At 63.0% G+C, this 17,611-nt stretch carries 22 protein-coding genes and 1 other RNA gene; 8 read left to right on the top strand and 15 right to left on the bottom strand.

Features of this window, described 5'->3' with window-relative positions; translation table 11 throughout:
• Positions 1 to 796 precede the first annotated feature (796 nt).
• From ABIB57_RS20130 to tkt, 13 genes are all read right to left on the bottom strand, one after another.
• Positions 797 to 1,591, bottom strand: coding sequence for an inositol monophosphatase family protein (locus ABIB57_RS20130; RefSeq protein ID WP_354043033.1), 795 nt, complete (start codon positions 1,589 to 1,591; stop codon positions 797 to 799).
• Between the two features lie 3 nt (positions 1,592 to 1,594).
• Positions 1,595 to 2,161, bottom strand: coding sequence for an elongation factor P (efp, locus tag ABIB57_RS20135; protein WP_354043034.1), 567 nt, complete (start codon positions 2,159 to 2,161; stop codon positions 1,595 to 1,597).
• Positions 2,162 to 2,281: 120 nt separating this feature from the next.
• On the bottom strand, positions 2,282 to 3,406 hold the full coding sequence (locus ABIB57_RS20140; RefSeq protein WP_354043035.1) for a tetratricopeptide repeat protein: 1,125 nt from the start codon (positions 3,404 to 3,406) through the stop codon (positions 2,282 to 2,284).
• Positions 3,406 to 4,002: a thiamine phosphate synthase gene (locus tag ABIB57_RS20145; protein ID WP_354043036.1), complete on the bottom strand. Its 597-nt coding sequence runs from the start codon at positions 4,000 to 4,002 to the stop codon at positions 3,406 to 3,408. The genes ABIB57_RS20140 and ABIB57_RS20145 overlap by 1 nt, the downstream gene beginning before the upstream one ends.
• A gap of 172 nt (positions 4,003 to 4,174) precedes the next feature.
• A complete protein-coding gene (locus tag ABIB57_RS20150) occupies positions 4,175 to 5,197 on the bottom strand; it encodes a class I fructose-bisphosphate aldolase (RefSeq protein ID WP_354043037.1) in 1,023 nt (340 codons plus the stop codon).
• Between the two features lie 123 nt (positions 5,198 to 5,320).
• Positions 5,321 to 5,617 carry a BrnA antitoxin family protein gene (locus tag ABIB57_RS20155; protein WP_354043038.1) on the bottom strand — a complete coding sequence of 99 codons (297 nt, stop codon included), beginning with the start codon at positions 5,615 to 5,617 and terminating at the stop codon, positions 5,321 to 5,323.
• Positions 5,601 to 5,864 carry a BrnT family toxin gene (locus tag ABIB57_RS20160; RefSeq protein ID WP_354043039.1) on the bottom strand — a complete coding sequence of 88 codons (264 nt, stop codon included), beginning with the start codon at positions 5,862 to 5,864 and terminating at the stop codon, positions 5,601 to 5,603. Before ABIB57_RS20160 ends, ABIB57_RS20155 begins: the two co-directional genes overlap by 17 nt.
• A gap of 58 nt (positions 5,865 to 5,922) precedes the next feature.
• Positions 5,923 to 7,125 (bottom strand): phosphoglycerate kinase, encoded by a 1,203-nt coding sequence (locus ABIB57_RS20165; protein ID WP_354043040.1) that lies wholly within the window; start codon positions 7,123 to 7,125, stop codon positions 5,923 to 5,925.
• A gap of 74 nt (positions 7,126 to 7,199) precedes the next feature.
• Positions 7,200 to 7,490: a hypothetical protein gene (locus tag ABIB57_RS20170; protein WP_354043041.1), complete on the bottom strand. Its 291-nt coding sequence runs from the start codon at positions 7,488 to 7,490 to the stop codon at positions 7,200 to 7,202.
• Positions 7,491 to 7,554: 64 nt separating this feature from the next.
• A complete protein-coding gene (locus ABIB57_RS20175) occupies positions 7,555 to 8,088 on the bottom strand; it encodes a putative glycolipid-binding domain-containing protein (RefSeq protein WP_354043042.1) in 534 nt (177 codons plus the stop codon).
• Between the two features lie 69 nt (positions 8,089 to 8,157).
• Positions 8,158 to 8,769, bottom strand: coding sequence for a GyrI-like domain-containing protein (locus ABIB57_RS20180; protein ID WP_354043043.1), 612 nt, complete (start codon positions 8,767 to 8,769; stop codon positions 8,158 to 8,160).
• A 108-nt stretch (positions 8,770 to 8,877) separates the two neighbouring features.
• The gene (gap, locus tag ABIB57_RS20185; RefSeq protein ID WP_299724308.1) at positions 8,878 to 9,885 is read right to left on the bottom strand and encodes a type I glyceraldehyde-3-phosphate dehydrogenase; all 1,008 of its coding nucleotides are present in this window, start codon (positions 9,883 to 9,885) and stop codon (positions 8,878 to 8,880) included.
• A 45-nt stretch (positions 9,886 to 9,930) separates the two neighbouring features.
• Entirely contained in the window at positions 9,931 to 11,904 is a 1,974-nt protein-coding gene (gene tkt, locus ABIB57_RS20190; RefSeq protein ID WP_354043044.1) for a transketolase, read from the bottom strand.
• Between the two features lie 188 nt (positions 11,905 to 12,092).
• Here tkt and ABIB57_RS20195 point away from each other — a divergent pair, with 188 nt between their 5' ends.
• Entirely contained in the window at positions 12,093 to 12,374 is a 282-nt protein-coding gene (locus ABIB57_RS20195; RefSeq protein WP_354043045.1) for a DUF4164 family protein, read from the top strand.
• A gap of 157 nt (positions 12,375 to 12,531) precedes the next feature.
• On the top strand, positions 12,532 to 12,903 hold the full coding sequence (locus ABIB57_RS20200; RefSeq protein ID WP_354043046.1) for a cell division protein ZapA: 372 nt from the start codon (positions 12,532 to 12,534) through the stop codon (positions 12,901 to 12,903).
• Here the strand turns inward: ABIB57_RS20200 and ABIB57_RS20205 are convergent.
• Complete coding sequence (locus ABIB57_RS20205; RefSeq protein ID WP_354043047.1) at positions 12,900 to 13,802, bottom strand: lytic transglycosylase domain-containing protein; 903 nt, start codon at positions 13,800 to 13,802, stop codon at positions 12,900 to 12,902. The two genes, ABIB57_RS20200 and ABIB57_RS20205, sit on opposite strands and share 4 nt — an antisense overlap.
• A 111-nt stretch (positions 13,803 to 13,913) precedes the next feature.
• Between ABIB57_RS20205 and ABIB57_RS20210 the strand changes: the two genes are divergently transcribed.
• The 5 genes from ABIB57_RS20210 to ABIB57_RS20230 all read left to right on the top strand — a co-directional run bounded on the left by ABIB57_RS20210 (position 13,914) and on the right by ABIB57_RS20230 (position 16,080).
• Positions 13,914 to 14,177 carry a type II toxin-antitoxin system ParD family antitoxin gene (locus ABIB57_RS20210; protein ID WP_354043048.1) on the top strand — a complete coding sequence of 88 codons (264 nt, stop codon included), beginning with the start codon at positions 13,914 to 13,916 and terminating at the stop codon, positions 14,175 to 14,177.
• A complete protein-coding gene (locus ABIB57_RS20215) occupies positions 14,122 to 14,454 on the top strand; it encodes a type II toxin-antitoxin system RelE/ParE family toxin (RefSeq protein ID WP_354043049.1) in 333 nt (110 codons plus the stop codon). The genes ABIB57_RS20210 and ABIB57_RS20215 overlap by 56 nt, the downstream gene beginning before the upstream one ends.
• A gap of 40 nt (positions 14,455 to 14,494) precedes the next feature.
• A non-coding RNA gene (gene ssrS, locus ABIB57_RS20220) (6S RNA) lies at positions 14,495 to 14,652 on the top strand.
• Between the two features lie 28 nt (positions 14,653 to 14,680).
• Positions 14,681 to 15,268 (top strand): 5-formyltetrahydrofolate cyclo-ligase, encoded by a 588-nt coding sequence (locus ABIB57_RS20225; protein ID WP_354043050.1) that lies wholly within the window; start codon positions 14,681 to 14,683, stop codon positions 15,266 to 15,268.
• Positions 15,265 to 16,080, top strand: a complete 816-nt coding sequence (locus tag ABIB57_RS20230; protein ID WP_354043051.1) for a TIGR00282 family metallophosphoesterase — start codon at positions 15,265 to 15,267, stop codon at positions 16,078 to 16,080. Before ABIB57_RS20225 ends, ABIB57_RS20230 begins: the two co-directional genes overlap by 4 nt.
• Before the next feature lie 207 nt (positions 16,081 to 16,287).
• Here the strand turns inward: ABIB57_RS20230 and ABIB57_RS20235 are convergent, their stop codons facing one another.
• A complete protein-coding gene (locus ABIB57_RS20235) occupies positions 16,288 to 16,683 on the bottom strand; it encodes a DUF805 domain-containing protein (RefSeq protein ID WP_354043052.1) in 396 nt (131 codons plus the stop codon).
• A gap of 172 nt (positions 16,684 to 16,855) precedes the next feature.
• On the opposite strand from ABIB57_RS20235, the gene ABIB57_RS20240 reads away from it, so the two are divergent.
• Entirely contained in the window at positions 16,856 to 17,602 is a 747-nt protein-coding gene (locus ABIB57_RS20240; protein ID WP_354043053.1) for a YebC/PmpR family DNA-binding transcriptional regulator, read from the top strand.
• The last annotated feature ends 9 nt before the right edge of the window (positions 17,603 to 17,611 follow it).

Here is a 17,611-nt window from a genome sequence, read left to right on the forward strand (position 1 = left end):
TGGTAGTAAGCGAGACAGCGCCTCGCCGCATGCGATGGGGTTTCTGGCCGCTCGAACGTGGCCTCCATTGTTTCAGGAGACGAACGTCGCGCTGGCCCAGGGATTGCGCGACCGCATTCCCCTCCCACCCTGCCATTCGAGCGTAGCTCTCATGGCCTTCTCGCCTCAAATCGATCCACCGGATCGATTTGCCCTTCGGGACGGCTCAAAGCCCCACAGCCGTTCGTCGCGAACCCGCAGCCATTGTGGGGATATCGGAGGTGAGGATACGCCGGATTTTGGGGGTGGGGATAAGGGGGATGAGGGGCAGTAATTCGGGGGCAAGGGATGCTCACACCACACTCGGTCTTCCCGCGGGCTTGACCCGCGGGGCACTGTCAGGTCGCGCCGAATTCGGTGGCTTGGCGAGAGGCCCGCGGGTCAAGCCCGCGGGAAGGGCGGTGGGCGGGATCGGATCGAGACCAGCCATGGCGCGCAGTGGCGTTGGTTTCAACGGGCTCCACTCGTGGGGAGAGTTCCCCCCACCCTGGCCCTCCCCTCAAGGGGGAGGGGACGATGAAGCGGGTGGATTGGCGAGGTGGGCGTGTCAGAGGTTGAGTATGGCTTGATCACCGCGCTCACACACCGCACTCGGTCTTCCCGCGGGCTTGACCCGCGGGGCACTGTCAGGTCGCGCCGAATTGGGTGGGGTGGCGAGAGGCCCGCGGGTCAAGCCCGCGGGAGGACAGTGGGTGGGGAGAGACGAGCCGCTTTAAGCGCCGGCAGTGGCGGGGCGGTAGCCCGCCTGCTCCCGGTCCTACTGAATGGCCTTGAGCTCTTTGAGCAAAGCTGGCTGGATGTATTCGTTGCCGGCGACGATCTGGCCGTTCCAGACGGAGCCGGGGGCGCCGGCGTAGTCGGAGACGAAACCGCCGGCTTCCTTGACCATCAGGAGGCCCGGCGCCACGTCCCAGGGGGACAGGCCCGCTTCCCACAGGCCATCAAAGCGGCCGGAGGCGAGCCAGGCCATGTCGACCGAGATCGAGCCGGAGCGGCGGACGCCGGCGACGGCGGGATTGATATGGGCAAGCTGACGCAGTTGCAGGCCGTCATTGGCGGTGCCCTGGGTCTTGATGCCCGTGGAAATCACCGCGTCGGCCAGGTGCTTGCGGCCGGCGACGCGCAGGCGCTTGCGATCGTTGATCCAGGCGCCGCCGCCCTTTTCGGCGGTGTAGAGTTCGTCCATCACCGGATTGTAGATCACCGAAGCGACGATTTCGTTGGCGCGCTCGAGGGCAATCGCGACGGCGAATAACGGGATCGAGTGCAGGAAATTGGTGGTGCCGTCGAGCGGGTCAATGATCCAGCGATGCTGGCCATCGGTACCGGCGACTTCGCCGCCCTCTTCCATCAGGAACGCATAGGTGGGGCGGGCCTTCTGAAGCTCATCGAAGCAGATCTGTTCGGCGCGCCGATCGGCGTTGGAGACGAAATCGGCAGGGCCCTTGCGCGAGACCTGCAGGTTTTCGACTTCGCCAAAATCCTTGGTGAGCGACTTGCCCGCCTTGATGGCGGCCTGAACCATGACGTGAAGAATTGCCGAGCGTGCCATGGCTTAGTCGGCCCGGCGCATATAGGTGACATCGGTGGTGTCGACGACGATGCGCTCGCCGGTATTGACGAACTGGGGCACCATCACCTTGAGGCCATTGGAGAGCTTGGCGGGCTTGAACGAGTTGGCGGCAGTCTGGCCCTTGACGGCGGGATCGGCCTCGACAACTTCGAGGATGACGTTGGCGGGAAAGCGCACGCCCAGCGGAGTATCTTCGTGCATTTCGACGGTGATCTTCATGCCGTCCTGCAGGAACGCGGCGCGGTCGCCAACAAATTCCTTGAGCAATTCGATCTGCTCGTAGCTGTCCTGATCCATGAACACCAGGCTGTCGCCCTGCTCGTACAAATAGGTGAAATCACGGAATTCGAGATCGACCTGTTCGACGGTTTCGGCCGAACGGAAGCGCTCATTGAGCTTGGTGCCACCCAGAATGGCCTTGAGCTCGACCTGGGCATAGGCGCCGCCCTTGCCGGGCTTGACGTGATCGACCTTGACCGCGACCCACAGACGATCCTGATGCATGATCGCCATGCCGGGGCGGACTTCATTGCCGTTGATTTTAGCCATTGTCTCGTTTTTCGGGTGTGGGTTGGCAGTGCCGCTCGGGAGCATCCGCGATGGCGGCTGGCTCAAAGCGACACGTTTATAGGGGCGTGGGGGGCTTATTGCCCCAGAACGGGCGCCGGTTCAAGGGTTTTGCTTGATGGCGGGCACGGGGGCGTCGGTGGTGCCCGGCGCCGGTGGCGCGGCGGCAGGCGGCGCCTGGCCGGCATCGGTTGGCGCGGGCAGGGTGGTCTGGCCATCGGCGGCCGGGTCGACCGCCGGCTTGGTGGTGGCGTTGGCGTCGGGCAATTCGGAGGGCCAGAAGCGGGCGCGCTCTTCGGCGCGGGCCAGTTCGGGGCCGGGAATGGAGACCAGCAGGCGATCGAGCGCCGGATCGCTCAGGCCCTGGCGGCGGGCGAGGGCACGCCACATGGCGGCATCTTCGAGATTGAGGGTGGTGCCTTCGCCGACCGCGAGCAGCTTGGCATAGCGGTTCTGCGCCACGGGACTGCCGGCTTCGGCGGCGCGCTGATACCAACTGGCGGCGTCGGTGGCGTTCTTGGCGATGCCCTGGCCCATATAGAGCAGGGTGGCGTAATCGATCTGCGCATCGATCAGGCCGGCCTCGGCGGCGAGGCCAATATATTTGGCACCGCCGACCGGGTCGGGAACGGAACCGGCGCCTTCGATCAGCATGGTGCCGTAATCGTATTGGGCTTCGGGGAGCTTGGCGTCGGCGGCTTCCTTGAGCAGCTTGGCGGCTTCGGTCAGGCTGGGGGACGCATAGGTGCCTTCGACGTGGAGCAGCGCCATGTTGTACTTGGCGGGCATATAGCCGGCGTCGGCGGCCTTCTTGAATAGGTCGGCAGCGCGCTGGCGATTGAGCGGCACGCCGGCGCCTTCCTGATAGAGCAAAGCCAATTCGAAACTGGCGAGCATGTCGCCATTATTGCTGGCAAGCTGATACCAGCCGGCCGCGCGGGAGGGATTTTCGGCGACGCCCAGGCCCTTGGCGTAAATCTCGGCAATCAGGGTCTGCGCGGCCGCATCGCCCTGGCCGGCGCGGGGCAGGGCCAATTCGAGCGCGGTCAGGAAATAGCCGCGCTGGAAGGCGCCGAAGGCCTCGTCGATGCGCTGGCGGGGCCCGAAGATTTCGTTACTGATCGCCTCGGCCGGATTGCTGGTGGGGGCGGGCGCATTGTCCTGCGCTGCGGCCATGGACGGGACGAGCATTGAGGCGAGCAGCAGGGCTGGGGCGAAGCGGCGCATCAGGCTTGCTCCATCGCTGTGGCGAACTGGGCGGCCGTCGTGGCAGGCTGGGCGGTCCAGAGGCTGGTGGAGAGCGCCACGAATTCGACAGCGGCGGTTTGAGCCAGTTCCGGGTTGGCGCCGGGATCGCTCAGCACGGCGGGGATTTCGAAGGTTTCGGCCCACCACAAAGCGAGGTCATTGGCGGCTGCGTCGGTCGCGCCTTCGAGCGGGCCGAAGAATACGTAGTCGACGTCCATCTCGCCCATGGTCATGGCATCGTGGCGGGATTGAACATTGCCAGCGCCGACGATGAGGGCGGGTTTGAGCGCCTTGACGGCGGCTTTGACGGCTGCCGCGCCCCCGGAGATATGGACGCCATCGGCGCCGAGGCGCTTGGCGAGGGCGGGGTCTTCCTCGACCAGCACGGCGCAACCGGCACCCTGGCCGACATTGATGATGGCGGTGGCGAGCTTGGCATAGTCAGCCTCGCTGCGATCATCGCGGCGCACCAGGATGGCCGAGACCTGGGCGGCGGCCAGCACGGCCATCAGCGTGGGCGCAAAGGCTTCCGGATCGGCGGACGCAGGGGTGACGATGAACAATTGTGCGGCCATGGGCTTCCGGAGAGTTGACGCAGTGACGCTCTATGCAGCGCCATTTGGGCGACAAAAGGGACGACTGTCTCAATATGGAAAAGCCGGGGCGGGCGCAATGTGGAGTTGGCCAGCAAAAAAAACGCGCCCCGGGCAGGGGCGCGTCGAGTTTGACGTTGGGACGTCTAAGGGGTCAGGCGGCTTGGTCGAGGGCCGGCTCCCACTGGCCAAGGGCGGCCAGCGAATTCATTTTGGCGCGGTGGGTGAAGGCGGCCTGGGCGGCGGGGAAGTTTTCGCGGCGGCCGGCCCAGGTACGCAGGGCGACATTCTGCAGGGCGCGGCCATAGGAGAAGGTCAGCGGCCAGGGCAGGCCCTTGATCTGGTTGATGGCCGAGAGGTGGGCTGTGGCCTCTTCGTCGGTCTGGCCGCCGGACAGGAACGCAATGCCGGGGACGGCGGCGGGCACGTGCTCGCGCAGCACCTCGACGGTGCGCTTGGCGATATCCTGCACGGTCGGGCGGTCGCGCGAATTGATGCCGGGCATGATCATATTGGGCTTGAGCAGCATGCCGCCGAGATCGACGCCGGCGAGGCGCAGTTCCTTGAACACGTTTTCGAGCACTTCGCTGGTGACCTGGGCGCAGCGCTCCATCGAGTGATTGCCTGGATCGCCGTCGCCGACGACTTCGGGCTCGACGACGGGGACGATGCCCGATTCCTGGCAGAGGATGGCGTAGCGGGCCAGCGCATGGGCATTGGCGCGGATATTGTTGCGGGTGGGGGCGACGTCGTTGATGGTGATGACGGCGCGCCATTTGGCAAAGCCGGCGCCTTGGGTGGCATAACGCTGCAGGCGCTGGCGCAGGCCATCGAGGCCTTCGGTGATCTTTTCGCCGGCATCGCCCGGCATGGGGAAGGCGCCGCGGTCGACCTTGATGCCGGGGATGACATCGGCATCGGCCATCATGGCGCGGAACGAGGTGCCATCGGCGGCGGACTGTTCCAAGGTCTCCTCGGTGAGGATGACGCCGGAAATGTAATTTTTCATCGCATCGGTGGAGCGGAACAGCATCTCGCGATAATCGCGACGCAAGTCCAGAGAATTGGGCAGGTTGATCTTGGTGAAGCGCTTGGCGATGGTGCCTTCGGATTCATCGGCAGCAAGGATGCCCTTGCCCGTTTCCATGAGTTTCTGGGCGGTGGCGTTCAACGACATCGGTGGCGTCCTGATCTTGCTGGCGATAGGGCAAGATTAGACTTTCGTTTGGGCGACGGCGATTAGACCTAGGGTTATTAGACGAAGGGTGGAGGGATGAATATGGAACCTTTGGCGGCGAGCTTAGACCTTTGCCTTGTCCAAGACTTCGCTCATTTTCGACCGCCAGTCGTCGCCGGTGGCTTGGAATTTTGCTAAGGTGTTGGGATCAAGACGCAGGGTAACCGCTTCTTTGGGAGCATGGATTCTTGGGCGCCCACGGCCGCGCCGGATTGCCTCGGCCATTTCGGGAAAGGCTTCCGCAAACGACTTGCTTTGAGCCAATTCTTCATCAGTGGCTTCTGGCGCGTCAGGGTCGCTAGCGATCTGGCGCTGGATTTGGGCCTCTTCCTCGTCTGTCAATTCACGCAATTCGCGCATAGGTGGCTCTTTCCTTGCGACTCGCAGGGCGCATAGACACGATTGAAATCGCTTCCGTTCCAAGCACCGCGTGCACCACGGTTATCACAACTTGTCCATCGACTTCGCCGATGGCCTTGCGGCGCCCACTATGGGCGCCAAGGACAACAGCCGAAAGAAAGAACTCAGGGCGAAGCAGGGCAAAATCATAGCCGTGCTTCGCGATGTTCTGGAGGCGCTTGGCTTCGTCGTAGACCAGTTGCACCATTTCCGTACACCAAAAATCTGATCAGATCAATATTCGTGTACGAAAATTTGTAGACGGCCTACTTCTTCAGCGCATCAACCCCTGGCAATGGCTTGCCTTCCATCCACTCCAAAAACGCGCCGCCGGCGGTGGAGACGTAGGTGAAATCGTTCTTGACGCCGGCATGGGCGAGCGCGGAGACGGTGTCGCCCCCGCCGGCGACGGAGGTCAAAAGGCCGGCCTTGGTGCGGTGGGCGACGTGGCGGGCGATTTCGACGGTGCCGGCGTCGAACGGGGTCATTTCGAAGGCGCCCATGGGGCCGTTCCAGACCACCGTATGGGCATCGTCGATGGCGCCCTTGATGCGCTCGATCGAGGAGGGGCCGATATCCAGAATCATGCCTTCGGGATCGATGGCTTCGGCGCTGTAGAGGCGGGTCGGGGAATTGGCCTTGAAGTGCCAGGAGACGACCGCGTCGATCGGCAGGATGATGGCGCAGCCGCTATCGATGGCCTTGTCCATGATGCGCAGGGCGGTTTCGGCGAGGTCCTTTTCGGCCAGCGACTTGCCGACGCCAAAGCCCTGCGCATGCAGGAACGTATTGGCCATGCCGCCGCCGATGACGAGGCCATCAACCTTGGTGACGAGATTTTCCAGCAAATCGATCTTGGAGGAAACCTTGGCGCCGCCCACGATGGCGACGACAGGTTTCCTGGGCTTGCCGAGGCCGGCTTCGAGCGCTTCGAGTTCGGCCTGCATGGCGAGGCCCGCGGCGGCGGGGAGCAAGCGCGCCAGCGCTTCGGTCGAGGCATGGGCGCGGTGGGCGGCTGAGAAGGCGTCGTTGACATAAACGTCGCCGAGGCTGGCCATGGTCTTGGCAAGTTCGATATCGTTGGTCTCTTCGCCGGGATGAAAGCGGGTGTTTTCGAGGATGAAGACGCTGCCGGCGGGGGCGGCGTCGATGGCCTTTTTGGCGCCCGAGACATCGGTCCAGTCGGTGGGAATGAAACCCACGGGATGGCCGGTCAGGTCGGCGACGGTGGAGGCGACGATTTCCAACGAAAATTCGGGATCGACCTTGCCCTTGGGGCGACCAAAATGGCTGAGCAGGATCACCTTGCCGTCGTGGCGCACGATTTCGCGGATGGTGGGGATCAGGCGCTCGATGCGGGTCGCGTCGGTGACCTTGCCATCGGCGACCGGCACGTTGAGGTCGGCGCGCAGCAGCACGCGCTTGCCGGTCAGATCGAGTTCATCAAGGGTTTTGAAGGTCGCGCTCATGCTGGTCCCCGCCGTGCCGAAGTTTGCCGTGCGTAGCAGAGTGGACCCGGAGGGGGAAGAGGCGGCTCGCTTGCTCAGGCTACCATGGTCACCGCATGGGCCAGTTGGCCGATGAAAAACAGCGGAGCGCTGGCCAGCGTGATGGTGGCCAGGGTTCCCAGGTCGTCGGTCAGCACGTGGCGGGCAAAGCCGTCGCTGGGCCAGGCGGCGAGGCCGACGCGGCGACGGATGGCACGATCACGCCAGAGCAGGAAGCCGGTGGCAGCGGCGGGGGGCAGCAGCAATATCAGCGGCTGGCCGATCCAGCCACTGATGACCGCGGTGGGGGGAATGGCGGGCAGGATTTTGCGCATGACGTGAAACATGATTGCCTCCAGACGCTTGCGTGTGGAGTTTTAGCGCGAGTCGGTGACTCTGGGACGACAGGGGTTAGTCGACGCGTTCGAACAGGCCGGGATAGGTCACCACCAGCCGGTCGGCGTCGACTTCGATATCGCGTTCGAAGTCGGCCGACTGATAGCGGAAATGGGTGGCGTCGAGCTGGGTGTAAATTTGCTCGTCGCGTCGGACGGTCATTTCGTCGCCGTCGATCCAGGCCATGGTGAAGCGTTGCGGGGTGCCGATTGTCCACTGGCTGCGCCAGATGGGCAGGGAATTGGTTAGCGGTGTTGGCCAGATGTCGATATCGATGCAGCCCTTGAGGGCCGAGAGTGGCTCGGCGCGGTCGTCGGACCAGTTGCCGGCGCCGTCGGAGAACAGTTCGAGCACCTTGCCGTCGGTGCGTTCGAGTTTGACGGTCCGGACGTGTTCGGTGTCGTCGAGCTTGATGCGGTAGAACAGGCCATAGGTGGGCGTGATGATGGCGCCGCGAATGCGGGTGTCGCGTTCGGTGGAAATGACGTGGCAATGTTCGATGGTGGCGGGGTCGAGGCCGCGCCAGCGGACGGAACGGTCAAGGCTCATGCGGCGTCTGCCCTCGGGGCGCGGTGGATTGGCAAAGACTAGGGGTGCAGGCACAGCGCTGGCAAGCGCTCAGGCAGGTTTGACCGGCTGGCGCAGGATAGTCTTGAGTTTGGCGGGCGCGGTCTTGCGGGGATCGTTGAGATAGATCTCGTGGTGATGTCCGTTGTACACCAGCTTGCGACCGGGCATCTCCACTTCGTGCAAGTGTTCCAGGGCGGGGCCTTCCTCGTCATAGCTGCCCAGATGCATGATCTGGAGGCCGCGGCCCTCGGCAAAGCTCTCGAGGCGCAGGCTGGCTGGCGCGTCGCCCAGTTTTTCAGCGGATTTTTCGACTGCGGTGTCATACATGGCGCGGGTGATGAAATCGGGCACCATGATCATCATGGTCCAGCGCCAGTTCGCCTTGTTGCTGACGACAAAATCATTGGGTTCATCCGCCCACCAGAGGCCTTCCAGCGGTGGCACGAAATAGTCCTGCCCCAAGTCTTTGGAGGCGAACTTCATGGCGTAGCTCGCCGCATAGAGCCATTCAACGGCTGTGCGATAGCTGGCGGCCGTGTTCGGATCGCCTTGGCCGTCGATCATGACGAAGGTCATATCGGGCACGTCGACAAAAACGAAGTCGCGGGTGCCGGGCTGGTAGAGGTGTTTCAGCTCTGCCTTGAAATCGATCTTGTCCATGCCGGTCCCTCCTGATGGTCATAAACCAAATTGGTAGGCCAAAAGCTGCCGGCAGAAAAAAGCCCCGCCGCAGAGCGACGGGGCCGATTGTGCAGCAAAGCCGCCAGCTTAGAGCGTCTTGCCCAGCGCCACGGCGGTGTCGGCCATGCGGTTGGAGAAGCCCCATTCATTGTCGTACCAGGACAGGACCGCGACGAAATTGCCGTCCATGACCTTGGTCTGATCGAAGGCGACGGTCGAGGAATGGCTGTCGTGGTTGAAGTCGATCGATACGTTGGGGTGCAGCGTATAGCCGAGGATGCCCTTGAGGGCGCCGTCGGCGTAGCCCTTGACGATCTCGTTGATCTCGTCGGCCGTGGTGTTGCGCTTGGCGATGAACTTGAAATCCACCAGCGACACATTGGGGGTCGGCACGCGGATCGAGATGCCGTCGAGCTTGCCCTTGAGGTCGGGCAGGACCAGGCCAATGGCCTTGGCGGCGCCGGTCGAGGTGGGGATCTGGCTCAGGGCGGCCGCGCGGCCGCGATAGAGGTCCTTATGCATGGTGTCGAGGGTCGGCTGGTCACCCGTATAGGAATGGATGGTGGTCATCATTCCCTTTTCGATGCCGACGGTCTCGTTCAGCACATAGGCGAGCGGGGCCAGGCAGTTGGTGGTGCACGAGGCGTTCGAGACGATGATGTGCTCGTGCGTCAGCTTCTGGTGGTTGATGCCATAGACCACGGTCAGGTCGGAGCCTTCGCCCGGAGCCGAGATCAGCACGCGCTTGGCGCCGGCCTTGAGGTGCATCGCGGCCTTGTCGCGGGCGGTGAAGATGCCGGTGCATTCCAGAGCGATATCGACGCCCATGGCGGCGTGCGGCAGCTCTTCGGGATTGCGAACAGCGGTCACTTTGATGGGGCCACGGCCGACGTCGATGGTATCGCCATCGACGACGACGTCGCCCTTGAAGCGGCCATGCACGCTGTCGAAGCGGAACAGGTGGGCATTGGTCTCGACTGGGCCGAGATCATTGATGGCGACCACTTCGATATCGGTGCGACCCGACTCGATGATGGCGCGGAGGACATTGCGGCCGATGCGGCCGAAGCCGTTGATGGCGACGCGAACTGCCATGGAAAAGTTCCTTAGAGTAGTGTGGCGGGGGGAGCCGAGGGCTTCTTACAACTGTGCGGTGGCGGCTTCAACAATGGCTTGAGGCGTAATGCCAAAGTAGGGGTACAGGTCTTCGATTTTCCCCGAAGCGCCGAACGAGTGCATGCCGACAAAGCGGCCCTTGTCACCCAGGAGCTTATCCCAGCTCATCGAAATGCCGGCTTCGATGGCAACGCGGGCCTTGGCCTTGCCGATGATTTCGGTGCGGTAGGCGTCGGACTGCTTGGCGAACAGTTCCATGGAGGGCACGGAGACGATACGGGCCGAAATGCCCTTTTCCTGGAACAGCGGCAGGGCGTCGACCGCAATGGCGACTTCGGAGCCGGTGGCGAAGATCACCACGTCCGCATCGAGGTCGCCCATCAGGTTATAGGCGCCCTTGGCCGACTTGTTTTCCATGGTGTATTCGGTGCGGACCGTCGGCAGGTTCTGGCGGCTGAGGGCCAGGATCGACGGCGCCGTGGTGCTTTCCATGGCGAGCTGCCAGCATTCGGCGGTTTCCACCGCGTCGCAGGGGCGGAAGACCAGCAGGTTCGGAATGGCGCGCAGCGCCGACATGTGCTCGACCGGCTGATGGGTCGGGCCGTCTTCGCCGAGGCCGATGGAATCGTGGGTCATCACATAGATGACGCGCTGGCCCATCAGCGCCGAGAGGCGAATGGCGGGGCGGGCATAATCGGTGAAGCACATGAAGGTGCCGCCGTAGGGGATCAGCCCGCCATGCAGCGCGATGCCGTTCATGGTAGCGGCCATGCCCTGTTCGCGAATGCCGTACATCATGTAGCGGCCGGCGCGGTTGGCGGCGGTGAAGGGCACCATTTCGACGGTATTGGTCAGGTTGGAGTGGGTCAGGTCGGCCGAGCCGCCCTGCACTTCGGGCACCACCTTGTTGATGACGTCGAGCGCCATCTGGCTGGCCTTGCGCGAGGCCACCTTGGGCTTGTCGGCGGTCAGCTTGCGCTTATGCGCGTCCATGGCTTCGAGGAAGCCGACCGGCAGTTCGCCATTGGTGCGGCGCTCGAACTCGGCCTTGTTGGCGGAGGCGGCAAGGCGCGACTGCCATTCGCCACGCACGTTCTGGCTGCGAGTGCCGGCGGCGCGCCACGTGGAGAGAATCTCGGACGGGATTTCAAAGGCCGGGTAGGTAATGCCCAGATTGGCCTTGGCGGCGGCCAGTTCCTCGGCGCCGAGCGCAGCGCCATGGACCTTCTCGGTACCCTGCTTCTTGGGAGCGCCAAAACCGATAATGGTCTTGGCGGCGATCAGGGTCGGCTTGTCCGACTTCTTACTGTCGAGCAGCGCCTTTTCGATGGCGGCCTGGTCGTGGCCATCAATGGCGATGGTGTTCCAGCCCGAAGCCTTGAAGCGGGCGATCTGGTCGGTGCTGTCGGAATTGGAGACGGCGCCGTCGATGGTGATCGAATTGTTGTCCCAGATCAGGGTCAGCTTGTTGAGCTTGAGGTGGCCCGCAAGCGCGATGGCTTCCTGGGAAATGCCTTCCATCAGGCAACCGTCACCGGCGAGGCACCAGGTGTGGTGATCGACGATGTCATTGCCGAATTCGGCGGCGAGCTTGGCTTCGGCGACGGCCATGCCGACGGCATTGCCGACGCCCTGGCCGAGGGGACCGGTCGTCGTTTCGATACCCTGGGCGAAATGATATTCGGGGTGGCCGGCGGTCTTGGAGCCGAGCTGGCGGAAGTTCTTGATCTGCTCGATGGTCATGTCCTCGTAGCCGAGGAGATAGAGCGAGGAGTAGAGCAGCATCGAGCCGTGGCCGGCCGAGAGGACGAAGCGGTCGCGGTCAGCCCATTTGCTGTCGGCGGGATCGAACTTCATCACCTTGGTGAACAGGACGGTGGCGATATCGGCGCAGCCCATCGGCAGGCCCGGGTGGCCGGAATTGGCTTTTTCGACCGCATCCATGGATAGGGACCGGATCGCATTGGCCAAATCGTTCTGCTGGGCTGTGTTCGTCATCTGCCGTTCCGCTTTCTCATGTCGCATAAAACTGTGGAGAAGCGGCCCCGCGAGCCCGCTTCCAGAGGCGGTTCGAGGCATAACAGGTTCCGATTGCCTGTCAATGACGGTGGGGTCGGACGTTGCATCGGTGGGCCCCTGGGGCTAACTGATACGGGTGACCGACTGAGGTCGAGGTGCGGCGGACCATGAGCGAGAGCGGACAGCACGACAGCGTGGAGGCGGCCAATGGCCGGTTCGATCAGGCCATGGCGCGGCTCGATGCCAGCGTCAAGAACCTCAACGGTCGGATACGGCAGCTCAACCGCATGGAAGTGGATACCCAGCGGCTGGTGACCGAGCGCGCGCGGCTGGCGACCGAGTTGGACAAAGCGGCGGCGCGGGCCAAGCGGCTCGATGACAGCGCTCATGACGTGTCGCGCCGCCTGGTCGTGGCGATGGAAACCGTTCGCGAAGTCTTGGCAAAGTAGGAGGTGGGTCGATATTCAGGTGATACCGGCCTGCAAATGTCGGACTTCTGCGCTTCCGGTGCTCACGTACTCGGAGTACGCTCCGCTCCGGTTCTCGAAGTCCGCCATTTTCGCCTCGGTCTGACCTGAATCTCAACCCACCTCAGGATTTTTCCCGATGCCCGAAGTCAATGTCGAGATCAATGGCCGCAAGTATCGCATGGCCTGCGAAGAGGGCCAGCAAAAGCACCTGATCGGGCTGGCGGCACGGTTCAACGCGCAGGTCGAGGGGCTCAAGGGTGCGGTCGGCGAGATTGGCGATAACCGGCTGACGGTGATGGCCGGGATTGCCGTGGTCGACGAGCTGGCCGAGGCCGAGCGCAAGATCAAGGAATTGCAGACCGAAGTGACGGTGCTGACGCGGGCAGGACAGGAAGTGTCGGCTGAGATCGAAGCGCTGGAAGAGCGCTTTGCCGCCAAGCTGGATGAAGCCGCGCGCAAACTCGAATCGGTGGCGTCGGCGCTGGATGATACGGGCCTGGTGCCCTAGGGGCCGTTCTTCTGAACAATGCAATTGCCGCCAATCGCCAGCAAGGCATCGCAGAGCAGTTGCGCCTCCTTGCGCGTCGGGCGGCCGACCATGGCGGAATAGCGGGTGCGGGGGCCGAAGTTGGAATTGCGCACTGAAATCAGCATCAGTTTTTCGGGTCCGAGCACGGCGGCATAGCTGTCCTGGGCGCGGGTGAAGCGGCGCAGCACCAGATCGCGGCCGAAGTTTTGCGCGATCAGGATGCCCCAGGGCTGCCAAGCCGCCGGATCGGGCAGGAATTGCGGCATCGGGGTGGCCTTGGCCATCTCGACGCAGGCGGCAATGAAAGACCGTTCGGGCCGCAAGGCGTAGTCAATCGCCTCGGGCGCAGCGCCGAGCCAGTAGTCGATCGGGCGGCCGGTTATGATCGACACATAGTCGCGGGTTTCGAACGGAACGCCACTACCGGCCGTGACGACGCGGGTTATGCGGCCCTCCCCGGCATTATAGGCTGCGGCAGCCAGGCCCAGATTGCCGTATTTGACCTCGAGTTCGCGCAGATATTCGGCCGATTTCGCCAAGGCCGGCGCGGGATCGAAGGCATTGTCCAGGCGGCGCAGCTTTGCCGTGCCGGCCATGAACTGGGCAATGCCCTGCGCGCCGGCGGGGCTGATGGCGGCGGGATCGAAGCGGCTTTCCTGCCAGATCAGGCGGGCAAAGAAGGCTTCGGGTAGCTCGTAACGCTTGGCGAAGGTGGCGATGGCTTCGCAGACGTCCACCACATAGACCGCCGGGCGGATGCAAATTTTGAGGCCGTCAAGAGTGCTGCAGGAAGGGGATTGGGCATCCTCGGCCGTGGCGGCCGGAGCGCTCAGAATGAGCGCCAGAATGATCAGCCCCAAGTGGATCAATGTCCGCACAGTACACCTTTAACAGCGGCTGTAGACTATTGCGACTGGCCGAGCGGGGCAAGACAAGGCTATGGCAAGGTTTGCCAAAGCCTGCTATTCGTGGGGCAAAGGAGATTTACCATGGCCACGATGAATGTATCGCTCCCCGATCCAATGAAGGAATGGGTTGAGGCACAGGTGCGCGACGGGAAGTACGGAAATTCCAGCGATTACGTACGCGATCTGATCCGGCACGATCAGGAGCGGGCGGCCGCCATTGCCGAATTCGACCGGCTGATTGAAGAAGGCTTTGCCAGTGGCATCAGTGAACTAACGGCCGAGCAGATTTTTGAAGAAGCCCGGCAACGCTACTTGGCTGGAGAAGCCGACAGCGATGCGGCTTAAGTTTTCGCAAGCCGCGAGGCGCGATCTCTCATCAATCTTTATCCAGAGCGCAAGGAAATTTGGTCTGCAGCAAGCCGAGACTTATCGCGACGGATTGCTGGCTTCTTTGGCATTTATCGCTGAACGCCCACTTGCAGTGCCGGAGTATCAAAACGCCAGGAGAAGCGTGCGTGTGCATCGATATCAATCACACGTGGTGATATTTGAGGCCCGTGAGGACGGAGTTTTGATTGTTCGTGTCGTTCACGGATTGCGCGATATCAACAGACTGCTCTAACTTCCCCCTTTGCACTCCGCGCGTGAACGCACTATATCTATGCGTGCTGCCCGGCGCGTGCGGATACCTATATCCCCGGGGCCTTAACGATCCTTAGGGAGCTGTCCCTGACTGGGCTCCTGGGCTCAGACATACGGCGCCCACCTACGTAAAGTAGGTTCCCGGGATCGTGTATCCCACGGCCAGGGCGGCACCTATTTTCCGGCGGACGGACCAACGGCGCGGCATGGCTGACGACACAATCGAAAATGCCAAGGCGGCGCTGCGGCTGAAGGCTCTAGCGGCGCGCGCGGCCCTGCCGCAGGGCACCCGCACCGAGGCAGCGCAAGCCGTCGCCGAACACTTCTTCAACAATATCGAACTGGCATCGGGCGCCGTCGTGGCCGCCTATTGGCGCATTCGCGACGAGTTGGATTGCCAGCCCATCCTGGTGCGGCTGATGGACAGTTTCCAGCCTGTGGTGCTGCCTGTGGTGCTGGGGCCCGAAGAAGCGCTGGAAATGCGCGTCTGGGAGCAGGGCGCAGCACTTTATCCCTCGGGATTCGGTACTCTGGCGCCGGCGGAACTGGCGCCGCAGGCGGAGCCGGACGTGGTGCTGATGCCGCTGTTGGGGTTCGACCGGTTGGGCACGCGACTGGGTTATGGCGGCGGCTATTATGATCGCACCCTGGCGCAACTGACCAAGAGACCGCGCCTTATCGGGCTGGCTTTCGCCGCCCAGGAACTCGATGCCATCCCGCGCGAGGCGCATGACATTCCGCTCGATGTCGTGGTGACCGAGACCGGCGTGCGCCATTTCGGATCGTCGCAATGAAATTACTGTTTTTGGGCGACGTCGTCGGCCGCGCCGGCCGCGATGCGGTTGCCGAACGCCTGCCCGGCATCATTGCCACCTATGGCTTCGATTTCGTGGTGGTCAATGGCGAGAATGCCAGCCACGGCAATGGGCTGACCGAGCCGCATTTTAGCGGCATTCGCGATGCCGGCGCCGATATCGTGACGCTGGGCGACCATGCTTTCGACCGGCGCGAGACGTTGACTTATATCGAGCGTGAAACCACTTTGGTGCGCCCCATCAATATGGCCCCCGGCACGCCGGGACGCGGGGCGATGTTTATCGAGGGCCGCAATGGCCATCGGGTGCTGGTGGTCAACGCACTGGGCCGGGTGTTCATGGGGCCGGCCGACGATCCGTTCCGCGCCGTCGAGGCGGCGGTGGCGGCGTGCCCGCTGGGCGAGCAAGCCGATGCGATCATCGTGGATTTCCACACCGAGGCAACCTCGGAAATCCAGGCCATGGGGCATTTTCTGGATGGCCGGGTGTCACTGGTGGTGGGCACGCATACCCATATTCCAACCTCGGATCACCGCATTCTCAAGGGCGGCACGGCGCTGATGGCCGATGCCGGCATGTGCGGCGATTATGATTCGGTCATCGGGGTTGAGGCCGACGAGCCGCTAAACCGGTTTTTGACCGGCATCATGGGTGGCCGGTTCTCGCCGGCCGAGGGCGAGGCGACGCTGTCGGGCGTGGCGGTCGAGACCGATCCGCGTACCGGGCTGGCGATCAAGGTGATGCCGGTGCGGATCGGCGGGGTTCTGGCGCAGGCGCTGCCGGAGTTCTAGGGTTGGTTGGCGGCATCTGTTGCTGCCTCAGCTTCAATCCCCCATTGCCCGTCAATGCCGCCCCACCCACTGTCCTTCCCGCGGGCTTGACCCGCGGGCCACCCTCAACACGGCACAAGTGGCCAGAGGCCCGCGGGTCAAGCCCGCGGGAAGATCGGTGGGTGGCGCTATGTTGTGCCCCAAAAGCTGCTCCTGCTGGGTGGGAGGCTACGCCTGCTTGCCCGGCCAGAAGAACAGCCAGAGCGATGCAATAACAGCCAGAATAATGGCAATAACCGGCGCAATCAGCATGATTGCGGCCACCGCGATATTGGCGCCCACCAGGTAAAGCCAGGAATAGCCGAGGTCGCGCAGGCGTTTCACCTGTAGCGTCAGCGTGGGCCAGGCGGTCAGCACATAGGCCAGCATCTGCGCCTCGGTCTGGGCCATGGTCAGATCTTCAGCGGTCCATGGCTGGCCCGCATTGGTCGGGCCGACCATGTTCTGGACCAGGATACGGCCGACCAGATAGGTCACCAGCACCAGGAAAAAGAAGGCGAGCGCGAATTCCTGCCGGTTCAGCCGGCCGCGCCACGAGAAAAAGCACCAAAGCAAGGGTTGCACACACAGTCTCCAATAGCGGCGCATGGTGCATATCACGCGGCGCGCGCCAAGGGGGCTTGGCAGATGTGGTTATCGATTGCGCGTGCGGCGGAGGCGACGTGCAAGCTTCACAATTGGCTTTCGTGCCCCTATAAGCCAAGCAAAATCTCGATAAGCATAGATGGGGACCAGAATGGCAGGCCATTCACACGCCAAGAATATCATGCACCGCAAGGGCAAGAGCGACGCGGTTCGCTCCAAGGTCTTTTCCAAGCTGGCGCGCGAAATCACCGTCGCTGCCAAGCTGGGCATGCCCGACCCGGCGTTCAATTCCCGCCTGCGCCTGGCGGTCAACAATGCCCGTGCCCTGTCGATGCCGCGTGACAATATCGAACGCGCCATCAAGAAGGCCATCGGCAATGACGGCGATAACTACGAAGAAATCCGCTACGAGGGCTATGGGCCGGGCGGCGTCGCCATCATCGTCGAAACGCTGACCGACAACCGCAACCGCACCGCGTCCAACGTGCGCTCAACCTTCTCCAAGAATGGTGGCGCCATGGGCGAAACCAATTCGGTCGGCTTCATGTTCGACAAGATCGGGGAGATCGAATACCCGATCAAGGCCGGCTCGGCCGACAAGATCATGGAAGCCGCCATCGAGGCTGGTGCCGATGACGTCGAGAGCGATGAGGACGGCCACTGGATCTACACCTCCTTCGAGGCGATGATCGAAGTGTCGGCGGCGCTCGAAAAGGTGCTGGGGGAAGCCGAATCGATCAAGGCAATCTGGAAGCCGCAGACCAATACGCCGATCGATGCGGAAAAGGGTGCCGTCCTGATGAAGCTGATCAACCTGCTTGAAGAAGATGACGACGTGCAGAACGTCTATTCCAACTTCGAGATGAGCGACGAGGACATGGCCAAGCTCGAAGCCTGATCGCCGTTC

The organism is Devosia sp. UYZn731, from assembly GCF_040546795.1.
Taxonomy (GTDB): Bacteria; Pseudomonadota; Alphaproteobacteria; order Rhizobiales; family Devosiaceae; genus Devosia.

What these genes read in the sequence shown, in the direction of transcription:
- ABIB57_RS20195 (WP_354043045.1), top strand. Translation starts at nt 12,093, where the DNA reads ATGAGCGAGAGCGGACAGCACGACAGCGTGGAGGCGGCCAATGGCCGG.
- ABIB57_RS20230 (WP_354043051.1), top strand. Translation starts at nt 15,265, where the DNA reads ATGAAATTACTGTTTTTGGGCGACGTCGTCGGCCGCGCCGGCCGCGAT.
- ABIB57_RS20225 (WP_354043050.1), top strand. Translation starts at nt 14,681, where the DNA reads ATGGCTGACGACACAATCGAAAATGCCAAGGCGGCGCTGCGGCTGAAG.
- ABIB57_RS20200 (WP_354043046.1), top strand. Translation starts at nt 12,532, where the DNA reads ATGCCCGAAGTCAATGTCGAGATCAATGGCCGCAAGTATCGCATGGCC.
- ABIB57_RS20160 (WP_354043039.1), bottom strand. Translation starts at nt 5,864, where the DNA reads ATGGTGCAACTGGTCTACGACGAAGCCAAGCGCCTCCAGAACATCGCG.
- efp (WP_354043034.1), bottom strand. Translation starts at nt 2,161, where the DNA reads ATGGCTAAAATCAACGGCAATGAAGTCCGCCCCGGCATGGCGATCATG.
- ABIB57_RS20155 (WP_354043038.1), bottom strand. Translation starts at nt 5,617, where the DNA reads ATGCGCGAATTGCGTGAATTGACAGACGAGGAAGAGGCCCAAATCCAG.
- ABIB57_RS20210 (WP_354043048.1), top strand. Translation starts at nt 13,914, where the DNA reads ATGGCCACGATGAATGTATCGCTCCCCGATCCAATGAAGGAATGGGTT.
- ABIB57_RS20170 (WP_354043041.1), bottom strand. Translation starts at nt 7,490, where the DNA reads ATGTTTCACGTCATGCGCAAAATCCTGCCCGCCATTCCCCCCACCGCG.
- tkt (WP_354043044.1), bottom strand. Translation starts at nt 11,904, where the DNA reads ATGACGAACACAGCCCAGCAGAACGATTTGGCCAATGCGATCCGGTCC.
- ABIB57_RS20145 (WP_354043036.1), bottom strand. Translation starts at nt 4,002, where the DNA reads ATGGCCGCACAATTGTTCATCGTCACCCCTGCGTCCGCCGATCCGGAA.
- ABIB57_RS20240 (WP_354043053.1), top strand. Translation starts at nt 16,856, where the DNA reads ATGGCAGGCCATTCACACGCCAAGAATATCATGCACCGCAAGGGCAAG.
- ABIB57_RS20150 (WP_354043037.1), bottom strand. Translation starts at nt 5,197, where the DNA reads ATGTCGTTGAACGCCACCGCCCAGAAACTCATGGAAACGGGCAAGGGC.
- ABIB57_RS20175 (WP_354043042.1), bottom strand. Translation starts at nt 8,088, where the DNA reads ATGAGCCTTGACCGTTCCGTCCGCTGGCGCGGCCTCGACCCCGCCACC.
- ABIB57_RS20165 (WP_354043040.1), bottom strand. Translation starts at nt 7,125, where the DNA reads ATGAGCGCGACCTTCAAAACCCTTGATGAACTCGATCTGACCGGCAAG.
- ABIB57_RS20140 (WP_354043035.1), bottom strand. Translation starts at nt 3,406, where the DNA reads ATGCGCCGCTTCGCCCCAGCCCTGCTGCTCGCCTCAATGCTCGTCCCG.
- ABIB57_RS20130 (WP_354043033.1), bottom strand. Translation starts at nt 1,591, where the DNA reads ATGGCACGCTCGGCAATTCTTCACGTCATGGTTCAGGCCGCCATCAAG.
- ABIB57_RS20180 (WP_354043043.1), bottom strand. Translation starts at nt 8,769, where the DNA reads ATGGACAAGATCGATTTCAAGGCAGAGCTGAAACACCTCTACCAGCCC.
- gap (WP_299724308.1), bottom strand. Translation starts at nt 9,885, where the DNA reads ATGGCAGTTCGCGTCGCCATCAACGGCTTCGGCCGCATCGGCCGCAAT.